Source organism: Bosea sp. OAE506 (assembly GCF_040546595.1).
Lineage (GTDB): Bacteria > Pseudomonadota > Alphaproteobacteria > Rhizobiales > Beijerinckiaceae > Allobosea.
The window spans coordinates 1,595,630-1,613,756 of record NZ_JBEPOB010000001.1 but is presented as its reverse complement, the minus strand read 5'-3'; the positions used below and the strand labels follow the sequence as shown (position 1 = coordinate 1,613,756).

At 68.0% G+C, this 18,127-nt stretch carries 16 protein-coding genes; 12 read left to right on the top strand and 4 right to left on the bottom strand.

Annotated elements, in window-relative coordinates:
* Nucleotides 1–114: 114 nt before the first annotated feature.
* The 9 genes from uxaC to ABIE41_RS07810 all read left to right on the top strand — a co-directional run bounded on the left by uxaC (nt 115) and on the right by ABIE41_RS07810 (nt 8,883).
* The gene (gene uxaC / locus ABIE41_RS07850) at nt 115–1,518 is read left to right on the top strand and encodes a glucuronate isomerase (RefSeq protein WP_192644172.1); all 1,404 of its coding nucleotides are present in this window, start codon (nt 115–117) and stop codon (nt 1,516–1,518) included.
* Nucleotides 1,515–2,363 (top strand): 5-dehydro-4-deoxy-D-glucuronate isomerase, encoded by an 849-nt coding sequence (gene kduI / locus ABIE41_RS07845; RefSeq protein WP_354191832.1) that lies wholly within the window; start codon nt 1,515–1,517, stop codon nt 2,361–2,363. The genes uxaC and kduI overlap by 4 nt, the downstream gene beginning before the upstream one ends.
* Nucleotides 2,363–3,121 carry a 2-dehydro-3-deoxy-D-gluconate 5-dehydrogenase KduD gene (kduD, locus tag ABIE41_RS07840; protein WP_192644173.1) on the top strand — a complete coding sequence of 253 codons (759 nt, stop codon included), beginning with the start codon at nt 2,363–2,365 and terminating at the stop codon, nt 3,119–3,121. Before kduI ends, kduD begins: the two co-directional genes overlap by 1 nt.
* On the top strand, nt 3,118–3,459 hold the full coding sequence (locus ABIE41_RS07835; RefSeq protein ID WP_192644174.1) for a cupin domain-containing protein: 342 nt from the start codon (nt 3,118–3,120) through the stop codon (nt 3,457–3,459). Before kduD ends, ABIE41_RS07835 begins: the two co-directional genes overlap by 4 nt.
* Before the next feature lie 86 nt (nt 3,460–3,545).
* Entirely contained in the window at nt 3,546–4,532 is a 987-nt protein-coding gene (locus ABIE41_RS07830) for a TRAP transporter substrate-binding protein (RefSeq protein WP_465247084.1), read from the top strand.
* A gap of 75 nt (nt 4,533–4,607) precedes the next feature.
* Nucleotides 4,608–5,141 (top strand): TRAP transporter small permease, encoded by a 534-nt coding sequence (locus ABIE41_RS07825; RefSeq protein ID WP_192644176.1) that lies wholly within the window; start codon nt 4,608–4,610, stop codon nt 5,139–5,141.
* A gap of 3 nt (nt 5,142–5,144) precedes the next feature.
* On the top strand, nt 5,145–6,425 hold the full coding sequence (locus ABIE41_RS07820; RefSeq protein WP_192644177.1) for a TRAP transporter large permease: 1,281 nt from the start codon (nt 5,145–5,147) through the stop codon (nt 6,423–6,425).
* Nucleotides 6,422–7,894, top strand: coding sequence for a mannitol dehydrogenase family protein (locus tag ABIE41_RS07815; protein WP_192644178.1), 1,473 nt, complete (start codon nt 6,422–6,424; stop codon nt 7,892–7,894). Before ABIE41_RS07820 ends, ABIE41_RS07815 begins: the two co-directional genes overlap by 4 nt.
* Before the next feature lie 158 nt (nt 7,895–8,052).
* On the top strand, nt 8,053–8,883 hold the full coding sequence (locus ABIE41_RS07810; protein ID WP_192644179.1) for a transporter substrate-binding domain-containing protein: 831 nt from the start codon (nt 8,053–8,055) through the stop codon (nt 8,881–8,883).
* A gap of 108 nt (nt 8,884–8,991) precedes the next feature.
* On the opposite strand, the gene ABIE41_RS07805 is transcribed toward ABIE41_RS07810, so the two are convergent.
* Nucleotides 8,992–10,155 (bottom strand): amidohydrolase, encoded by a 1,164-nt coding sequence (locus tag ABIE41_RS07805; protein ID WP_192644180.1) that lies wholly within the window; start codon nt 10,153–10,155, stop codon nt 8,992–8,994.
* A gap of 158 nt (nt 10,156–10,313) precedes the next feature.
* Between ABIE41_RS07805 and ABIE41_RS07800 the strand changes: the two genes are divergently transcribed.
* Together ABIE41_RS07800 and ABIE41_RS07795 are read left to right on the top strand one after the other, a co-directional pair.
* A complete protein-coding gene (locus ABIE41_RS07800; RefSeq protein ID WP_192644181.1) occupies nt 10,314–12,023 on the top strand; it encodes a lysine--tRNA ligase in 1,710 nt (569 codons plus the stop codon).
* A gap of 115 nt (nt 12,024–12,138) precedes the next feature.
* Nucleotides 12,139–12,819, top strand: coding sequence for a nitroreductase (locus tag ABIE41_RS07795; RefSeq protein ID WP_192644182.1), 681 nt, complete (start codon nt 12,139–12,141; stop codon nt 12,817–12,819).
* Nucleotides 12,820–12,822: 3 nt separating this feature from the next.
* Here the strand turns inward: ABIE41_RS07795 and ABIE41_RS07790 are convergent, their stop codons facing one another.
* The 3 genes from ABIE41_RS07790 to ABIE41_RS07780 all read right to left on the bottom strand — a co-directional run bounded on the left by ABIE41_RS07790 (nt 12,823) and on the right by ABIE41_RS07780 (nt 17,175).
* Entirely contained in the window at nt 12,823–13,779 is a 957-nt protein-coding gene (locus ABIE41_RS07790; protein ID WP_192644183.1) for a DUF808 domain-containing protein, read from the bottom strand.
* A 72-nt stretch (nt 13,780–13,851) separates the two neighbouring features.
* Nucleotides 13,852–15,039, bottom strand: coding sequence for an acetyl-CoA C-acyltransferase (locus ABIE41_RS07785; protein WP_192644184.1), 1,188 nt, complete (start codon nt 15,037–15,039; stop codon nt 13,852–13,854).
* Between the two features lie 48 nt (nt 15,040–15,087).
* Nucleotides 15,088–17,175, bottom strand: coding sequence for a 3-hydroxyacyl-CoA dehydrogenase NAD-binding domain-containing protein (locus ABIE41_RS07780; protein ID WP_465247083.1), 2,088 nt, complete (start codon nt 17,173–17,175; stop codon nt 15,088–15,090).
* 191 nt (nt 17,176–17,366) lie between these two features.
* Here ABIE41_RS07780 and ABIE41_RS07775 point away from each other — a divergent pair, with 191 nt between their 5' ends.
* Nucleotides 17,367–18,110, top strand: a complete 744-nt coding sequence (locus tag ABIE41_RS07775) for an enoyl-CoA hydratase-related protein (RefSeq protein WP_192644185.1) — start codon at nt 17,367–17,369, stop codon at nt 18,108–18,110.
* The last annotated feature ends 17 nt before the right edge of the window (nt 18,111–18,127 follow it).

The window sequence follows — 18,127 nt, the reverse complement described above, 5'->3', positions numbered from 1 at the left end:
CCTCGTTTCGCAGATAGCACGGCCCCTCGCGACAAACTAGTATATTAGTATATTGACCGACCATGGCGCCCATGCCTATGGTCCGCCGCTGAGCCTCACAGAGCGCCGGATCCCATGTTGCTGCACGATGATCGCCTGTTCCCCGCCGACCCCGTCACGCGCGGCATTGCGCGGCGGCTTTACGCGACCATCCGCGACCTGCCGATCATCTCGCCGCATGGCCATACCGACCCGCGCTGGTACGCCGAGGACCAGCCCTTCGCCGATCCCGCCACCCTGCTCGTGAAGCCCGACCATTACATCTTCCGGATGCTCTATTCGCAGGGCGTGCCGCTGGAGAAGCTCGGCATCCCGCGCAAGGACGGGACGAAGGTCGAGAGCGACCCGCGCGCGATCTGGAAGCTCTTCGCCAGCCACTGGCACCTGTTTCGTGGAACGCCGACGCGGCTGTGGTTCGAACACGCGCTGGCATCGGTCTTCGGCATCAACGAGCGGCTTTCGCCGGAGAATGCCGACAAGCTCTATGACCGCATCGCCGAAAAGCTGGCCCAGCCGGAGCTGCGGCCCCGCGCCCTGTTCGAGCGCTTCAACATCGAGGCGATCTCGACCACCGAGGGCGCGCTGGACGACCTCAAATGGCACGACATGATCAAGGCCTCAGGCTGGAGCGGCAAGGTCGTCACCGCCTATCGGCCCGACAGCGTCGTGGACCCTGAATTCGAGGGCTTTGCCGGCAATCTCGAGCAGTTCGGTGCCCTGACGGGCGAGGACGTGATGAGCTGGAGCGGCTATCTCGCCGCCCACCGCCAGCGCCGCGACTATTTCCGCGAACGCGGCGCAACCTCTTCCGACCACGGCCACGCCACAGCCCGCACAGCCAATCTCTCGAAGGCCCAGGCCGAGGCGCTGTTCGCCAAGGTCGTCGCCGGCAAGGTCTCGGCCGAGGAGGCCGACCTCTTCCGCGGCCAGATGCTCACCGAGATGGCTAAGATGAGCCTGGATGACGGGCTCGTGCTGCAGATCCATCCGGGGTCCTCGCGCAACCACAACCCGCGCCTGTTCGAGCGCTTCGGCCGCGACATGGGCGCCGACATTCCAGTCCGCACCGAATATGTCGCCGCGCTGAAGCCGCTGCTCGACGCCGTCGGCAACGAGCGCAACCTCACCGTGATCGCCTTCACCCTCGACGAAACCACCTATTCGCGCGAACTCGCGCCGCTGGCCGGCCATTATCCGGCGCTGAAGCTCGGACCGGGCTGGTGGTTCCTCGACGCGCCGGAGGCGATGCTGCGCTTCCGCGAACTGACGACGGAAACGGCGGGCTTCTACAACACCGTCGGCTTCAACGACGACACGCGCGCCTATCTCTCGATCCCCGCGCGCCACGATGTCGCCCGCCGCTGCGACTGCACCTATCTCGCCAAGCTCGTCGCCGAACACCGCCTCGACGAGGACGAGGCGGCCGAGGTCGCCCATGACCTCGCCTACCGTCTGGCCAAGGAGGCCTACCGCCTGTGACCGCTCCGAAGACCATCGACGAACGCCAGGCTGCGCATCCGCGCGACGTCCGCGGCTATGACACCGAGACGCTGCGCGCCGATTTCCTGATCGAGCGGCTGTTTTCGCCGGGCGAGCTCTCGCTGACCTACAGCCATTACGACCGGATGATCGTCGGCGGAGCCACCCCGACGACGACGGCCCTTTCGCTTGCGCCCTTCGCGCCGACGGGGACGCCCTTCTTCCTGGCGCGGCGCGAACTCGGCGTCATCAATATCGGCGGGGCCGGCCGCGTCACCGTCGATGGCCAGGCCTTCGACCTGCCCAATCTCGATGCCCTCTATGTCGGGCTCGGTGCGAAGGAGGTCTCCTTCACGACCGCCGACGCGGCGAACCCGGCGAAGTTCTATCTGACCAGCGCAACGGCGCACCGCGAGGCCCCGCACCAGCTCATCCGCAAGGACGACGCCAACACGATCCATCTGGGCTCGTCGGAGACCTCCAACAAGCGCACCATACGGCAATACATCATGCCCAACACCACCGGCACGAACCAGCTGGTGATGGGGATGACGGCGCTGGAGCCCGGCTCGGTCTGGAACTCCATGCCCTGCCACACCCATACGCGGCGGATGGAGGCCTATCTCTACTTCAATCTCGACCCCGCCCACCGCGTCTTCCACTTCATGGGCGAGCCGACCCAGACCCGCCACCTCCTCGTCGCCAACGAGCAGGCGGTGATCTCGCCGAACTGGTCGATCCATTGCGGCTGCGGCACGTCGAACTACGCCTTCGTCTGGGCCATGGCCGGCGACAATGTCGAGTTCACCGACATGGACCCCGCCCCCGTGGACATGCTGCGCTGATGGCCTCGCCCTTCGACCTCACCGGCCGCAACGCCCTGGTGACCGGCGCCAACACCGGCATCGGCCAGGGCATCGCGCTGGCGCTGGCCCAGGCTGGCGCCACGGTGGTGGCCGCCGGTCGCTCGGACATGGGCAAGACGCTGGCGCTGATCTCGCAGGCCGGCGGAACGGCTCATGGCCTCCAGGTCGATCTGCAGGAGCAGGGTATCGCGCCGCGCGTCATCACACAGGCTGAAGGTCTCGCCGGCCCGCTCGACATCCTCGTCAACAATGCCGGCATCATCCGCCGGGCCGATGCGCTGGATTTCAGCGAGAGCGACTGGGACGAGGTGATGAACGTCAACCTCAAGGCGACGTTCTTCCTGGCGCAGGCCTTCGCGAAATCGGCGGTCGAAGCGGGGCGCGGCGCCCGCATCGTCAACATCGCATCGCTGCTATCCTTCCAGGGCGGCATCCGCGTCGCCTCCTACACCGCCAGCAAGAGCGGGCTCGCCGGACTGACGAAGCTTCTCGCCTGCGAATGGGCGCAGAAGGGCATCAATGTGAATGCCATCGCGCCCGGCTACATCGAGAGCAACAACACGCAGGCGCTCCGCGCCGACCCCGACCGCAACCAGGCGATCCTGGCGCGCATTCCCGCCGGCCGCTGGGGCAAGCCCTCGGACATCGGCGGAGCCGCCGTGTTCCTCGCCAGCGACGCCGCCGCCTACATGCACGGCGCCATCATCCCCGTCGACGGAGGCTGGCTCGCACGATGACGACACGTCTCAATTCCTTCTTCCAGCAGGACACCGAGATCGCCTGGGAGCCGACCGAACCCGGCGTGAAGCGCAAGATCATGGCCTATGGCGAGGATCTGATGGTGGTCCGGGTGGTCTTTGAGGCTGGTGCTATCGGCAAGCCGCACCAGCACCCGCATCGCCAGGCTTCTTACGTCGAGAGCGGCGTCTTCGACGTCACCATCGACGGGCGCACGCAGCGTCTGGTGACGGGTGACACCTTCTTCGTTCCGGCCGATCTCGTCCACGGCGTCACCGCCGTCGAGGCCGGCCAGCTGATCGATTCCTTCACGCCGATGCGGAAGGAATTCGTCTGAGACCGCCCGGCCGGCATCAGCCGACGGGCGCCCACCGAAGGGCAAGAATGACCGGAAAAAGCCGGCTAATCATAACGGGAGAGACAATGATGACCATCACCAAGAGGACTTTCGGCCTGCTCGCGGGCGCCGCCATGCTCGCCTCCGTCGCGCTTCCCGCGGCCGCCCAGACCACGCTGCGCTCGACCGACATCCATCCGACCGATTATCCTACGGTCGAGGCTGTCCGCCACATCAGCAAGCTGCTGGAGGAGCGCACCAAGGGCCGCATCAAGATCAACGTCTTCCACTCGGCCCAGCTCGGAAACGAGAAGGACACGATCGAGCAGACCCGCTTCGGCGTGATCGACCTGAACCGCATCAACATGGCGCCGTTCAACAACCTGATCCCGGCGACGAACGTGCCGTCCCTGCCCTTCATCTTCCGCTCGGTCGCGCATATGCGCACCGTGATGGACGGCCCGATCGGCGACTCGATCCTCAAGGAGTTCGAGAAGCACGATCTCGTCGGCCTCGCCTTCTACGATTCCGGCTCGCGCTCCTTCTACAACTCCAAGCGCCCGATCAACACGCCCGCCGACATGAAGGGCATGAAGATCCGCGTCCAGCAGTCGGACATGTTCGTCGCGCTCGTCTCCGCGCTCGGTGCCAACGCGACGCCGATGGCCTTCGGCGAGGTCTACTCGGCCCTGCAGACCGGCGTCATCGACGGCGCCGAGAACAACTGGCCGTCCTTCGAGTCGACCAAGCATTTCGAGGTCTCGAAGTTCTACTCGCTGACCGAGCACTCGCTCTCGCCCGAGGTGCTGGTGATGTCCAAGCGCTCCTTCGACAAGCTCTCCAAGGAAGACCAGGAGATCATGAAGGTCGCCGCCAAGGAGTCCGTCGCCAAGATGCGCGAACTCTGGGACGCCCGCGAGAAGGCCTCGGAAGCCAAGGTCAAGGCCGGCGGCGCGGTGATCAACGCGGTCGAGAAGCAGCCCTTCATCGACGCGATGAAGCCGGTCTACGACAAGTTCGTCACCGATGCGGCCCTCAAGGATCTCGTCGCCAAGATCCAGGCCGTGAAGTGACACGCTAGGCCCGACGGGCGGCGGATTCCTCCGCCGCCCGTTTTTCATGTCCAGCCCGAACCCCAGGACCGCCCCATGACCGGATTTGCCCGGATGCTCACGCGCATCAATTCGCGCATCAGTCTGGTCGCGCTGCTGGCGGCGGGCTTGGGCCTGATCGCCATGACCGCGATCGTCGCCTGGACGGTCTTCGGCCGCTACATCCTGAACGCGACACCGACCTGGGGCGAGCCGGCCTCGCTGTTCCTGATGCTCTGGTTCATCCTGCTCGGCGGCTCCGTCGGCGTGCGCGAGCTCGACCATATGGGCTTCGATGTCGGCCTGCATTATCTGCGCGGGCCCGCGAAATCGGCGCTCATCATCGCCAATGAGGTGCTGGTGACGCTCTTCGCCTTCGCCATGGTCTGGTACGGCACCGAGCTCGCCGCCAAGGTCTGGAGCGATCGCCTGCCGATGATCGGCATCTCCAAGGGCTGGGACTATGTCCCGATCATCGGCGGTGGCGCGCTGATCGCGCTGTTCTCGATCGAGAAGCTGCTGCTGTTCCTGACCGGTGAAAAGCTCGAACCGATGCCGCTCAACGCCAACGGCCTCGGCGGGGAGGCCTGAGCCATGGCGATCACGATCCTCTTCACCTCCTTCGCCGCGCTCCTGCTGATGGGCGTGCCGGTCGCCTTCTGCCTCGGGCTCTCCTCGATGGCGACGGTGCTCTATATCGGCATCCCGCCGGTCGTGATCTTCCAGCAGATGTCGACCGGCATGAACGCCTTCGCCATGCTGGCGATCCCGTTCTTCATCTATTCCGGCGATCTGATGATCCGCGGCGGCATCGCCGACCGGCTGATCCAGTTCGCCTCCTCACTGGTCGGGCATCTGCGCGGCGGGCTGGGCCAGGTCAACGTCATTACCTGCACGCTCTTCGGCGGCATCTCGGGCTCGGCCGTGGCCGATGCCTCGGCCGTGGGCGGCATCATGATCCCGCAGATGGTCAAGCGCGGCTATGCGCCCGACTATGCCGTCAACGTCACTGCGAACGCCGCGATCATTGCGCTGCTGATCCCGCCCTCGCACAACATGATCATCTATTCGCTGGCCGCAGGCGGCACGATCTCGATCGCCGATCTCTTCACCGCCGGCGTCCTGCCCGGCCTGATGCTGTGCCTCGCCCTGATGGTCGCCGCCTGGGCCGTGGCCGTGAACCGTGGCTATCCGGCGGATATCTTCCCGGGTTTCCTGACCGTCGCACGTCTCTTCATCGCCGCGACGCCGGGCCTGCTGCTGATCGGCATCATCTTCGGCGGCGTCCGCTCGGGCGTCTTCACCGCGACCGAATCCTCCTGCGTCGCGGTGATCTATGCGCTTCTGGTGACGATCTTCGTCTATCGCGGGCTCGACCTGAAGGGCTTCACCCACGCCACGCTCGGCGCTGTCCGCACCACCGCCATGGTGCTGCTGATCATCGGTGCCGCAAGCTCCTTCGGCTGGCTGATGGCCTTCCTCGAAGTGCCGAAGGCGACGATCGCGCTGATGCAGTCGATCTCCGACAACCCGCTGGTGATCCTGCTGATGATCAACGTCATCCTGCTGGTGCTCGGCACCTTCATGGACATGGCGCCGATGATCATCATCTGCACGCCGATCTTCCTGCCCGTCGTCAAGGCGATCGGCGTCGACCCCGTGCATTTTGGTGTCATCCTGATCCTCAACGCCGGCATCGGGCTGAACACGCCGCCTGTGGGCTCCGTGCAGTTCGTCGCCTGCGCCATCGGCAAGGTCTCGATCAGCGAATCCATGAAGACGATCTGGCCGTTCTACGGCGCCAGCGTTGCCGTGCTCTTGCTGATCACCTATGTCCCGGCCTTCTCCCTCTGGCTGCCGGGCGTATTCCGTTGACGCGACTGACGACGAACACCCTCTCCGCCCTGCCCGCCACGGTCCGCCGCCCCGCCTATGATCGTGCGCGGCTGACAGCCGGAATCGTCCATCTGGGCTTGGGCGCCTTCGCCCGGGCCCATCTCTGCGAATACACCGAAGACGCGCTGGAGCTGGAGTTCGGCGCCTGGGGCGTCACCGGCGCGAGCCTGCAGCGGCCCGACCAGCGCGACCGTCTGGGCCCTCAGGACGGGCTCTACACCCTGCTCAAGCGCGCCCCGGCCGGGCCGGAGCTGCGGATCATCGGCTGCGTCGGTGAAGTGCTCGTCGCGCCGGAAAACCCCGCCGCGCTGATCGCCCGCATGGCCTCCTCGGACACGCGGATCGTCTCACTGACGGTCACCGAAAAGGGCTATTGCCACGACCCCGCCACCGGCCGGCTGAAAGCCGACCACCCCGACATTGTCCACGACCTCGCCAACCCGCTCAGCCCCCGCTCGGCGGTGGGCCTGATCGTCGCTGCCCTGAAGGCGCGCCGGGCCGCCGGACTCGGCCCCTTCACAGCACTGAGCTGCGACAACCTTCCCCATAATGGCGGGGTGCTGCGCGGCCTCGTGCGCGACTTCGCGGCGCTCTCCGACGACGGGCTCGCCCAGTGGACCGAAGCCAACGGCGCCTTCCCGGCCACGATGGTCGACCGCATCGTGCCGGCCACGACCGAAGCCGATATCGCCGAGGTCGCGGGCCTGATCGGGCTGGAGGATGCCGCGCCCGTGATCGGCGAGCCCTTCCGGCAATGGGCGATCCAGGACGTCTTCGCCGCCGGCCGCCCGGCCTGGGAGCGCGTCGGCGCCCAGATGGTCTCCGAGGTCGCGCCCTTCGAATTCATGAAGCTGCGCATGCTCAACGGCGCGCATTCCTCGCTCGCCTATCTCGGCTATCTCGCGGGGCACGAGACGGTCTCGGAGGCCAGCGGCGACCCGGTCTTCGCTCGCTTCCTCGAAGGGCTCTGGGCCGAGATCATCCCGACCGTTCCCGCGCCTCAGGGCGTCGTCCTCGGGGACTATGCGCAGGCGCTGCTCGCCCGCTTCCGCAATCCCGCGATCCGCCATCGCACCTGGCAGATCGCCATGGACGGCTCCCAGAAGCTGCCGCAGCGTCTGTTAGGCACCATCCGCGACCGCCTGAAGCAGGACGCCCCGATCGATCATCTCGCGCTCGGCGTCGCCGCCTGGATGCGCTACGTTGCCGGCACCGACGAAAAGGGCGTGACAATCGATGTCCGCGACCCGCTCGCGGCGACCTTCGCGGAGAAAGCCAAGGCGGCCGGCCACAATGCCACGGCGCTCAGCCGGTCACTGTTCGGCATCGAGGCGATCTTCGGCGCCGACCTCCCGCGCGAGCCGCGGTTCACCCAGGCCGTCGAGCGGCATCTTGCGGCACTGTTCGACAAGGGCGCGAAGGCGACGGTGGCGGCGCTGGCAGGGTAACAGCCTGACAGCGTGGCCGTCATTCTCGGGCGCAGCGAAGCGAAGACCCGAGAATCTCCGGCAAGAGATGCTCGGGTCAAGCCCGAGCATGACGGCTGGGAGAACGGTCGAAACGCAGCCCTCTTGATCCCGCCCGCCCCCTCGCGCCAGATGCGCGCATGATCCGCGCAGTCCTCCTCACGCTGGCCCTGCTGACGCTCGCCCCGCAGGCCGTGCTGGCACAGTCGCGCGTCACCGTGCCGAACTTCTGGGATCCGCGCATCCGGCTCGACCGGCCCGAGCCCGGCCCGCCCCGCGTCATCCGCTTCCTGACCGACGACGAGTACCCGCCGCTGCATTTCGCGGGGCCCGATGGCGGCCTGACCGGCTTCTCCGTCGAACTGGCACGCGCCGCCTGCGAGAAGCTCGGCTGGACCTGCACGGTGCAGGCCCGCCGTTTCGATACGCTGCTGGATTCGCTCGCCGAGGGCCGCGGCGACGTGCTGGCGGCGGCGGTGAACCTGACACCGCCGATCCGCGCCCGCTTTGCGGCCAGCCATCTCTATTTCCGCGGCTCGGCCCGCTTCGCCACCACCCGCGGCAACGCCCAGGCCGAACTCGACACGCGCTCGCTGCAGGGCAAGCGCGTCGCCGTCGTCGCCGGCACGGCGCATCAGGCCTATCTCGAGCGGCTGCTGCCCTTCGTCCAGCGCCGCGAAGCGGCAAGCCTCGCAGCCGCCGTCACGGCCCTGCGCAGCGGCGACGCCGAATTCGTCTTCGGCGACGGCGTAGCGCTCTCGTTGCTGCTCGCTGGCAGCGGCGGCGGCGAACTCGCCTTCACCGGCGGGCCCTTCCTCGAAAGCCGCTACTTCGGCGAGGGCGTCGCCTTCCTCCTGCGCAAGGACGAGGCGCCGCTCAAACGCTCCCTCGACTACGCGCTCCAATCGCTCTGGGACGACGGCACCTATGCGCGGCTTTATCTGCGGTTCTTCCCGGTAAGCCCGTTCTGAGCCACTGCGTCATTCTCGGGCGGAGCGCAGCGCAGACCCGAGAATCTCTTGCAGGAGATGCGTCCGGCCAGAGATGCTCGGGTCTGCGCCCGAGCATGACGCGCGATCTCAGGCCTTCGCTGCCGGCGCGTTCGCGCTCAGCGCCTGCTTCGCCACCGCCGCCAGCCAGCCGGACGCAGCCGGCAGGATCGCGTCGTTGAAATCGTAGCGGTCGTTGTGCAGTTCGCCGCCGGCGCGCACCGGCCCGTTGCCGATCCAGACATAGGCGCCGGGCAACCGCTGCAGGAAATAGGCGAAGTCCTCACCGGTGGAGCTGGGCTTGAGATCACGCCGCAAACCCACCCCGGCCGCCTGCGCGGCCGCCGCGGCGATCTCCTCCTCCGGCGCCGTGTTGATCGTGGCGGCCCCATGCATCATCTCGACCTCGGCCTGCATCTCGAAGGTCGCGGCGATGTTCTGCGCGATCGCGTTGATGCGCCCGAGCAGGCGATCGCGCACCGCTGGCACGAAGGTGCGGAAAGTGCCCTCGATGAAGACGCTGGTTGGGATCTGGTTCGAGGCCGAGCCGCCATGCACCTGACCGATCGAGACGACAGCCGACTCCATCGGATCGATATTGCGCGAAACGATCGTCTGCAGCGCGACGATCAGATGCCCCATGGCGACGATCGGGTCGCGCGTCGTCTCCGGCAGCGCCGCATGCCCGGCCGTGCCGTTGAGCGTGATCCTGAACCGGCCGGGCTCGGACATCACCGGCCCGCGATGCACCGCGATGGTGCCCGCCTCTAGCCCCGGCCAGTTGTGCAGGGCGAAGATGCGCTCCATCGGGAAGCGCTCGATCACGCCGTCGGCGAGCATCGCCTGGGCGCCGCCGGCGCCCTCCTCGGCCGGCTGGAAGACGAACTGCACCGTGCCGCTCCAGCCCTCGTCGCGGGCCAGCAGGGCGGCCGCGCCGAGCAGCGCCGTGGTGTGGCCGTCATGGCCGCAGGCATGCATGACGTGCGGCCGCGTGGAGTTGTAGGGCAGGTCGTTCGCCTCGAGGATCGGCAGCGCGTCCATGTCGGCGCGCAGGCCGACCGACCGCTCCGAGCCGCCGCGCCTCAGCGTCGCCACCACGCCATGGCCACCGATGCCGGCGGTGAAGGGCACGCCGAGAGCCGTCAGCTTCGCCTGGACGAAGGCGCTCGTCTCCTTCTCCTCGCGGCCGAGTTCCGGATGGGCGTGGAGATGGCGTCGCCACGCGGTGAGTTCGGCGTGCAGATCGGGATCCAAGGCGGTCGTCCTCTCAAGGCTCAAGGCCGAGCAACCTATACCCGCTACGCGGTTCCACAACCGCTCTCGACGCATCCCGTCATTGACGCCGCCCTTCGCAATCTGCGAAAGCCCGTCCTCCGCATTTTTTGCAGGATCTGGAGAGGACACCACCCCAAATGCCGGTTTTCGACCCCGCCCTTGTGGACGCCGCCCAGCGTTCGGCCGCCTGGCCGTTCGAGGAAGCTCGCAAGCTGGTCGCGCGGATCGAGAAATCGGGCAAGAAGGAGGTCATCTTCGAGACCGGCTACGGCCCCTCGGGCCTGCCCCATATCGGCACCTTCGGCGAGGTCGCCCGCACCTCGATGGTGCGCCATGCCTTCGAGGTGCTGACCGATGGCGCCATCCCGACGCGCCTGATCGCCTTCTCCGACGACATGGACGGGCTGCGCAAGGTGCCCGACAACGTCCCCAACAAGGCGTTGCTCGCTGCCAATCTCGGCAAGCCGCTGACCGAGGTGCCCGACCCCTTCGGCACGCATGACTCGTTCGGCCGGCACAACAATGCCCGTTTGCGCGCCTTCCTCGACCAGTTCGGCTTCGACTACGAGTTCAAGTCGTCGACCGACAGCTACCGCGCCGGCGAGTTCGACGCGACGCTGCTGAAGATGCTGGCGCGCTACGACGCAATCATGAAGATCATGCTGCCGACGCTGCGCGAGGAGCGGGCGGCGACCTATTCGCCCTTCCTGCCAATCCACCCGGTGACGCGTGTCGTCATGCAGGTGCCGATCGAGGCGCGCGACGTCGAGGCCGGAACCATTGCCTGGACCGATCCCACCACGGGCGAGCGCTTCGTCACGCCCGTCACCGGCGGCCAGGTCAAGCTGCAGTGGAAGCCGGACTGGGCGATGCGCTGGGTCGCGCTCGGCATCGACTACGAGATGGCGGGCAAGGACCTGATCGACTCGGTCAAGGTGTCCTCGCAGATCGCACGTGCGCTCGACGGCACGCCGCCCGAGGGCTTCAACTACGAGCTCTTCCTCGACGAGCAGGGCCAGAAGATCTCGAAGTCGAAGGGCAACGGCCTGACCATCGAGCAATGGCTCGAGTACGGCCCGCAGGAGAGCCTGGCGCTCTACATGTTCCAGCGCCCGCGCGAGGCCAAGAAGCTGCATTTCGACGTCATTCCGCGTGCAGTCGACGAATACCTGCAGTTCCTCGGCGGCTATGAGCGCCAGGACTGGAAGAACCGCCTCGGCAACCCGGTCTGGCATCTCCACCATGGCGAGCCGCCGCAGCCGGAGATCATCGCGACCGGAGAAGGCGACAACGTCTCGCGGGCGCAGATCACCTTCGGCCTGCTGATGAACCTCGTCGCCGTCGCCAATTCCGAGGACAAGGCCGTGCTCTGGGGCTTCCTCCAGCGCTATGCGCCGGGCATCTCGCCGCAGACCCATCCGCGGCTCGACGCGCTGGTCGGCTATGCGATCGCCTATTTCCGCGACTTCGTGAAGCCGGCGAAGAACTACCGTCTCGCCGACGAGACCGAGGTGGCGGCCTTTACCGCACTCGACGCCGCGCTCGCCGCCCTGCCGGCCGACGCCACCGCCGAGATGGTGCAGGACACGGCGCTCGACGTCGCCCGCGCCATCCCGCGCTACCAGAACCTCACCGCCAAGAACGCCACGCCCGAGCGGCCAGGCGTCTCTGGCGAGTGGTGGAAGGCGATCTACCAGGTCTTCTTCGGCGAGGATCAGGGACCGCGCTTCGGCTCCTTCGCCGCGATCTACGGCCTCGCCAACACCCGTGCTTTGGTCGCCAAGGCGCTGGCTGGTGGGCTGGTCGAGGAACACGCGGCGTTTGTCGAAACGCGGAAAGCGGGCTGAGACAACCGTCATTCCCGGGCGCCGCAGCGCGGCGACCCGGGAATCTCTCAGACGAGATCGCGCTGGAGTCCGAGATGGTCGGGTCAAGCCCGACCATGACGAGGTGAGACGACACATGACACCCACTCAAGCCGTCGAGCACGCGATCACCTCCCGCCGCGCGACCCGCGCCTTCCTGCCGACGTCGGTCGATCCTGCCCTTCTGTACCGGCTGATCGAGGTCGCGTCACGTGCGCCGAGCGGCACCAACATGCAGCCTTGGAAACTGCGCGTGATCGGGCCGCAGTCGCGGGCGCGGCTGGAGAGCGCCCTGCTGGCGGCACTCGACGATCCCGATTTCGTCCAGTCCGAGGAGTACCGCTACTACCCCGAGACCTTCCGCGAGCCCTATCAGTCGCGCCGCCGCAAGGTCGGCTGGGATCTCTACGGCCTGCTCGGCGTCACCAAAGGCGATGTCGCCGGCATGAAGCGCCAGAGCGCCGCCAATCTGCGTTTTTTCGATGCCCCCGTCGCGCTGATGCTGACGGTCGACCGCGATCTGGAAATCGGCTCCTGGATCGATCTCGGCATGTTCCTGCAGAGCCTGCTGATCGCGGCGCAGGGGCATTGCCTGCAATCCTGCCCGCAGGCGATCTTCGCGCGCTTCCACCCGGTGGTGCGGCGCGAACTCGCCATCCCTGACAGCGAAATCGTCGTCTGCGGCATCGCCATAGGCCATGCCGATCCGGCGGCACCCCAGAACGGGCTAGTCGCGGAACGCGAGCCGGTCGAGGGCTTCACCACCTGGCTGGATTGAGGCTCAGGCGCTGCGCACGCTCTTGAGCGCGGGCTGGACGGCGTAGTGCATCACCACAATCGCGAGGCCGCCGACGATCAGCCCGAAGATCGCTGAGAACACCGCCCCCGCCAGCCACTCGACGATGCCACCGACAGGCAACAACCGCCCCGCCGCGGCGGCGATGTCGTGGCTGGCATGGCCGAGCGCGGTCATGCCGAACTCTTCCAGCCCATGGATGATGATGCCGCCGCCGACCCAGAGCATCGCCGCCGTGCCGACCGCGCTGAGCGCGGTCAGGAAATGCGGCATGCCGACGACCAGCGCGCGGCCGAGAAGCCGCACCGGCGCAAAGCGGCGCTGGGCCAGCGCAAGCCCGACATCGTCCGCCTTCACGATCAGCGCCACCACGCCATAGACCAGCACGGTGATGCCGATGCCGACCACCGCCAGCACGATGGCCTGCATCTGGAAGGAGGCGCTCGAGACGGTCGACAGCGTGATCGCCATGATCTCGGCCGAGAGGATGAAGTCGGTCTTGATCGCACCGGCGATCTTCTGCTCCTCGAGCAGCTTGGGATCGAGCGCAGCCTTGCCGGCCTCTTCCGGCGTCGCGGCGGCATGCGGCACGACCAGCTCGACGATCTTCTCGGCGCCCTCGTAGCAGAGATAGACGCCGCCCATCATCAGGAGCGGCGTGATCAGCCACGGTGCGACGAGCGCCAGGATCAGCGCGCCCGGCAGCAGGAAGAGCAGCTTGTTCTTCAGCGAGCCGAGCGCGATCTTCCAGATGATCGGCAATTCGCGTGCCGCGGCGAAGCCCACCGCATAGCGCGGCGTGACCGCGGCGTCGTCGATGACGATGCCGGCCGCCTTGGTACCGGCCTTGGTCGCCTGCGCCACGACATCGTCGACCGACGATGCCGCTACCTTGGCGATGCCGGCGATATCGTCGAGCAGTGCGAACAGTCCCGAGGCCACGATTCGGATCTCCCCCCTGGCGCCGCCCCATGGCGGCGCGCCCTCACCTAGACGCGGCAGGGACGGATTGGTTCAGCCCGGGTTGATCTCGAACAGACCCGCGCAGCCCATGCCGCCCGCGACGCACATCGTCACCACCGCGTAGCGCGCCTTGCGCCGGCGGCCCTCCAGCAGCGCATGGCCGACGAGGCGCGCGCCGCTCATCCCGAAGGGGTGGCCGATCGCGATCGCCCCGCCATTGACGTTGACCTTGTCCGGGTCGATGCCGAGCTTGTCGCGGCAATAGAGCGACTGAGAGGCGAAGGCCTCGTTCAGCTCCCAGAGATCGATGTCGGACACGCTCAGCCCGTTGCGCTCCAGCAGGCGCGGCACCGCGAAGACCGGGCCAATGCCCATCTCATCGGGCTCGCAGCCGGCCGAGGCGAAGCCGCGGAAGATGCCGAGCGGCGACAGACCGCGCCGCGCCGCCTCATCCGCCGACATCACGACGCTGGCCGAGGCGCCATCCGAGAGCTGGCTGGCATTGCCGGCGGTGACGAACTGGTCCTCGCCGCGCACGGGCTTCAGCTTGAGCAGGCCCTCCAGCGTGGTATCGGCGCGGTTGCCCTCGTCCTTCGACAAGGTCACCGGCTTCTGGCTGACCTCGCCGGTCGCCTTGTCGGTGACCGCCATCACGGCGCTCATCGGCACGATCTCGTTGTCGAACAGGCGGCGCTCCTGGGCGGCGGCCGTGCGCTGCTGGCTCGCCAGCGAGAACTCGTCCTGGGCCTGGCGCGAGATACCGTAGCGCTGCGCCACGATGTCGGCGGTCTCGATCATGGTCGTGTAGATCGTCGGCTTGTTGGCAAGCAGCCAGTCGTTCATGGCGAGGTCGCGCCGCGTCACCGGCTGCACCAGCGAGATCGACTCGACGCCACCGCCAACCGCGACCGGCACACCGTCCATCACCACGCGCCGCGCCGCGTGCGCGATCGCCTCCAGCCCCGAGGCGCAAAAGCGGCTGACCGTGACGCCGGCCGACTGGACCGGGATGCCCGCGACCAGCGCGGCATGGCGGGCGACGTTGAGGCCGGTCGCGGCCTCCGGATAGCCGCAGCCCATCACCACCTCCTCGACCGCTTCCGGCTCGAGCCCGGCGCGCTCCAGCGCATGGCGGATCGCATGCGCCGCCATGTCGGCGCCGCGAACCTGGTTGAAGGCGCCGCGATGGGCCTTGCCGATCGGCGTGCGCGCCGTGGAAACGATGACGGCTTCGGTCATGGAACCTGTCTTCCCTGCCTTGTGCTGTGGAGATGTCGATCCGCCCGCTCAGGCGGATCGCGCCTTGAGGTCGGCGAAGCCCTTGCCCTCGTCCGCAAGCCGGCGCAACAGCGGCGCCGGTTTTAGCGTCGCATCGCCGGTCTCGGCCGCCAGCTTGTCCAGCCGCGCCACGAGGTTATGAAGCCCGACCGTATCGGCCCAGTACATCGGCCCTCCGCGCCAGGCCGGCCAGTTGTAGCCGTTGAGCCAGATCACGTCGATATCGCCCGGCCGCGCCGCGATGCCCTCTTCCAGGATCCGCGCGCCCTCGTTCACCATCGGGTCGAGCAGGCGCGAGAGTATCTCTTCAGTCGTGAAGCTGCGCCGCGTCACGCCCTGTTCTTCCGAGATGCGCGCGATCAGCGCCTCGACCTCCGGGTCACGCTGCCCGCTGCGGGCCCCTTCCGGATAGAGGAAATAGCCGCGTCCGGTCTTCTGGCCGAACCAGCCGGCCTCGCAGATCGCATCCGCCACAGCCGCCGTCTTGCCGCGCGCCTTGCGCGAGCGCCAGCCGATGTCGTTGCCCGCGAGATCGGCCATGGCGCAGGGGCCCATCTTGAAGCCGAAGCCGGTCAGCGCCGCATCGACCTCATGCGGCAGCGCTCCCGCGATCAGCAACCGCTCAGTCGCGCGGGTGCGCGCCTCCAGCATGCGGTTGCCGACGAAGCCGAAGCCGTTGCCGACGACGACCGGCACCTTGCCGAGCCGGCGGCCCAGCGCCATCGCCGTGACCACCGCATCCTCGGCCACGCCCTGAGGCCGTACGACTTCCAGCAGCTTCATCACATTGGCCGGGCTGAAGAAATGCATCCCCAGCACGTCCTGCGGGCGGCGCGTCGCCGCCGCGATCGTCGGCACGTCGAGATAGGAGGTGTTGCTGGCGAGGATCGCGCCGGGCTTGGCGATGTCGTCGAGCGCGCCGAAGATCTGCTGCTTGACGCCCATCTCCTCGAAGGCGGCCTCGATCACGATGTCGGCTTCGGCGGCGGCCGCGAGACCGACCGCGGGGGTGATCAGGGCCAGGCGCTCGTCGCGTTTCTCCGGCGTCAGCGAGCCGCGCGTCACTGACATCTCGTAGATCGCCGCGACACGGTTCATGCCGTTGTCGATCTGCGCCTGTTCCTGCTCGATCAGCGTCACCGGGATGCCGGCATTGGCGAAGCACATGGCGATGCCGCCGCCCATCGTGCCGGCGCCGATCACGGCAGCCTTTGCGATCGGGCGCGGCTTCACCTCGGCGCCGATGCCCGGCACCCGGGCGATCTCGCGCTCCGCGAAGAAGACATGGCGCAGTGCAGCCGAGCGCGGATCGGCGACGAGCTTCAGGAAGAGTGCTCGCTCGACCGCGAGCCCCTCCGCGAAGCTCAGCTCGAAGGCGCCGCGCACGGCCTCGATCAAGGCCGCCACGTTGGGCAGATCGCCCGACTTCTTCATCGCGTCGGTGGCCAGCGCCTCGAAGGCCGCGCGATCGGCGGCCGTCAGTTTCGCGCCGGCCTTGCTGAGACGCAGCGGCGCGCCGCGCCCTGCGAGGGCGCGGGCCTGCGCCACGGCGGCCGCGACGAGATCATCGCCCGTCACCGCATCGACCAACCCGAGCTCCAGCGCCTTGCCGGCATTGACGGGCTCGCCCGAGAGCATCATCGGAAAAGCCTTCGCCGCCCCGATCAGCCGCGGCAGGCGCTGCGTGCCGCCCGCACCGGGGATGAGTCCCAGCTTGACCTCTGGCAGGCCCAGCGATGCGGTCGGCGCCGCGACGCGACCATGGCAGGCGAGCGCGACCTCGAGGCCGCCGCCGAGCGCCGCCCCCTGGATCGCGGCGACGACCGGCTTGCGGCAGGCCTCGATCGCATCGAGCAGGTCGGGGAGGTAGGGCGCGAGCGGCGGCTTGCCGAACTCGCTGATGTCGGCCCCCGCGATGAAGGCGCGGCCCGCCGCCGCCAGTACGATGGCGCTCACCGTCGGATCGGCAGCCGCCTCCGCGATGACGCTGGCGAGACCAGCCCGCAGGGCCTGGCCGAGAGCGTTGACGGGTGGGTTGTCGATCGTCGCGATCGCGATCTCGCCCTGACGGGCGAGCCGGACGGTCTCCATAGGCATGCGTCCCTGCTGTGCCGGCGCTGGGGCGCGGCCGGTCGAGGGCGAAGGAGGACATGGCGGAGGTCCCCTTTGTCAAGCAGGCCGCACGCTTGACCCCCGGCGAAGCGCCATGCCAAGCCTGCCGTTGAGAGCCGGGCCCGGGAGCATCGATCCGTGGGACCCGGCCGGGCTTGAGGGATGGAGATCCGGGAATGACCAGCGCCGTTCTGACCGAAACCGTGGCGCCCGGCGTCCTGCAGATCACGATGAACCGGCCCGAGCGCAAGAACGCGCTCGACCGCGCCAGCTATCTCGGCCTGATCGCGGCCTTCTCCACGGCGGAAGCCGATGCCGACATCCGCGCCATCGTGGTCACCGGCTCTGGCGGCTGCTTCACCAGCGGCAACGACATCCGTGATTTCGCAGCCTCCGCCGATGACGGCGCCCGCGTCGCGATGGATTTCCTCGGCGCGATCTCGACGGCCACGAAGCCGGTCGTCGCGGGCGTGGAAGGGTTCGCCGTCGGCATCGGCACGACGATGCTGCTGCATTGCGACCTCGCCTTCGCCGGCGCAGGCGCCATGTTCCGCATGCCCTTCGTTACGCTCGGTCTCTGCCCCGAAGGCGCGTCCAGCTATCTGCTGCCGCTCGCGGCGGGTTCCAAGCGAGCAGCCGAACTGCTGATGCTGGGCGAGAGCTTCGGCCCCCAGGCGGCGCTGGACGCCGGCCTGCTCAACGGCGTCCTTGCCGAGGGCAAGGCGCTGGAGGCTGCGCTCGACAAGGCCAAGGCGCTGGCGGCGCTGCCGCCGCAATCGGTCGCGCTGACCAAGATGCTGCTCAAGCGCGGGCAGGCGGCAAGCGTCGCCGAGACCCTGGCGACGGAAGCGCGCCATTTTGGAGAGCGCCTCCGCTCGGCCGAGGCCCAGGCCGCCTTCGCCGCCTTCCTGAAGCGCTGAGGGCCGGCCGGAGCCGG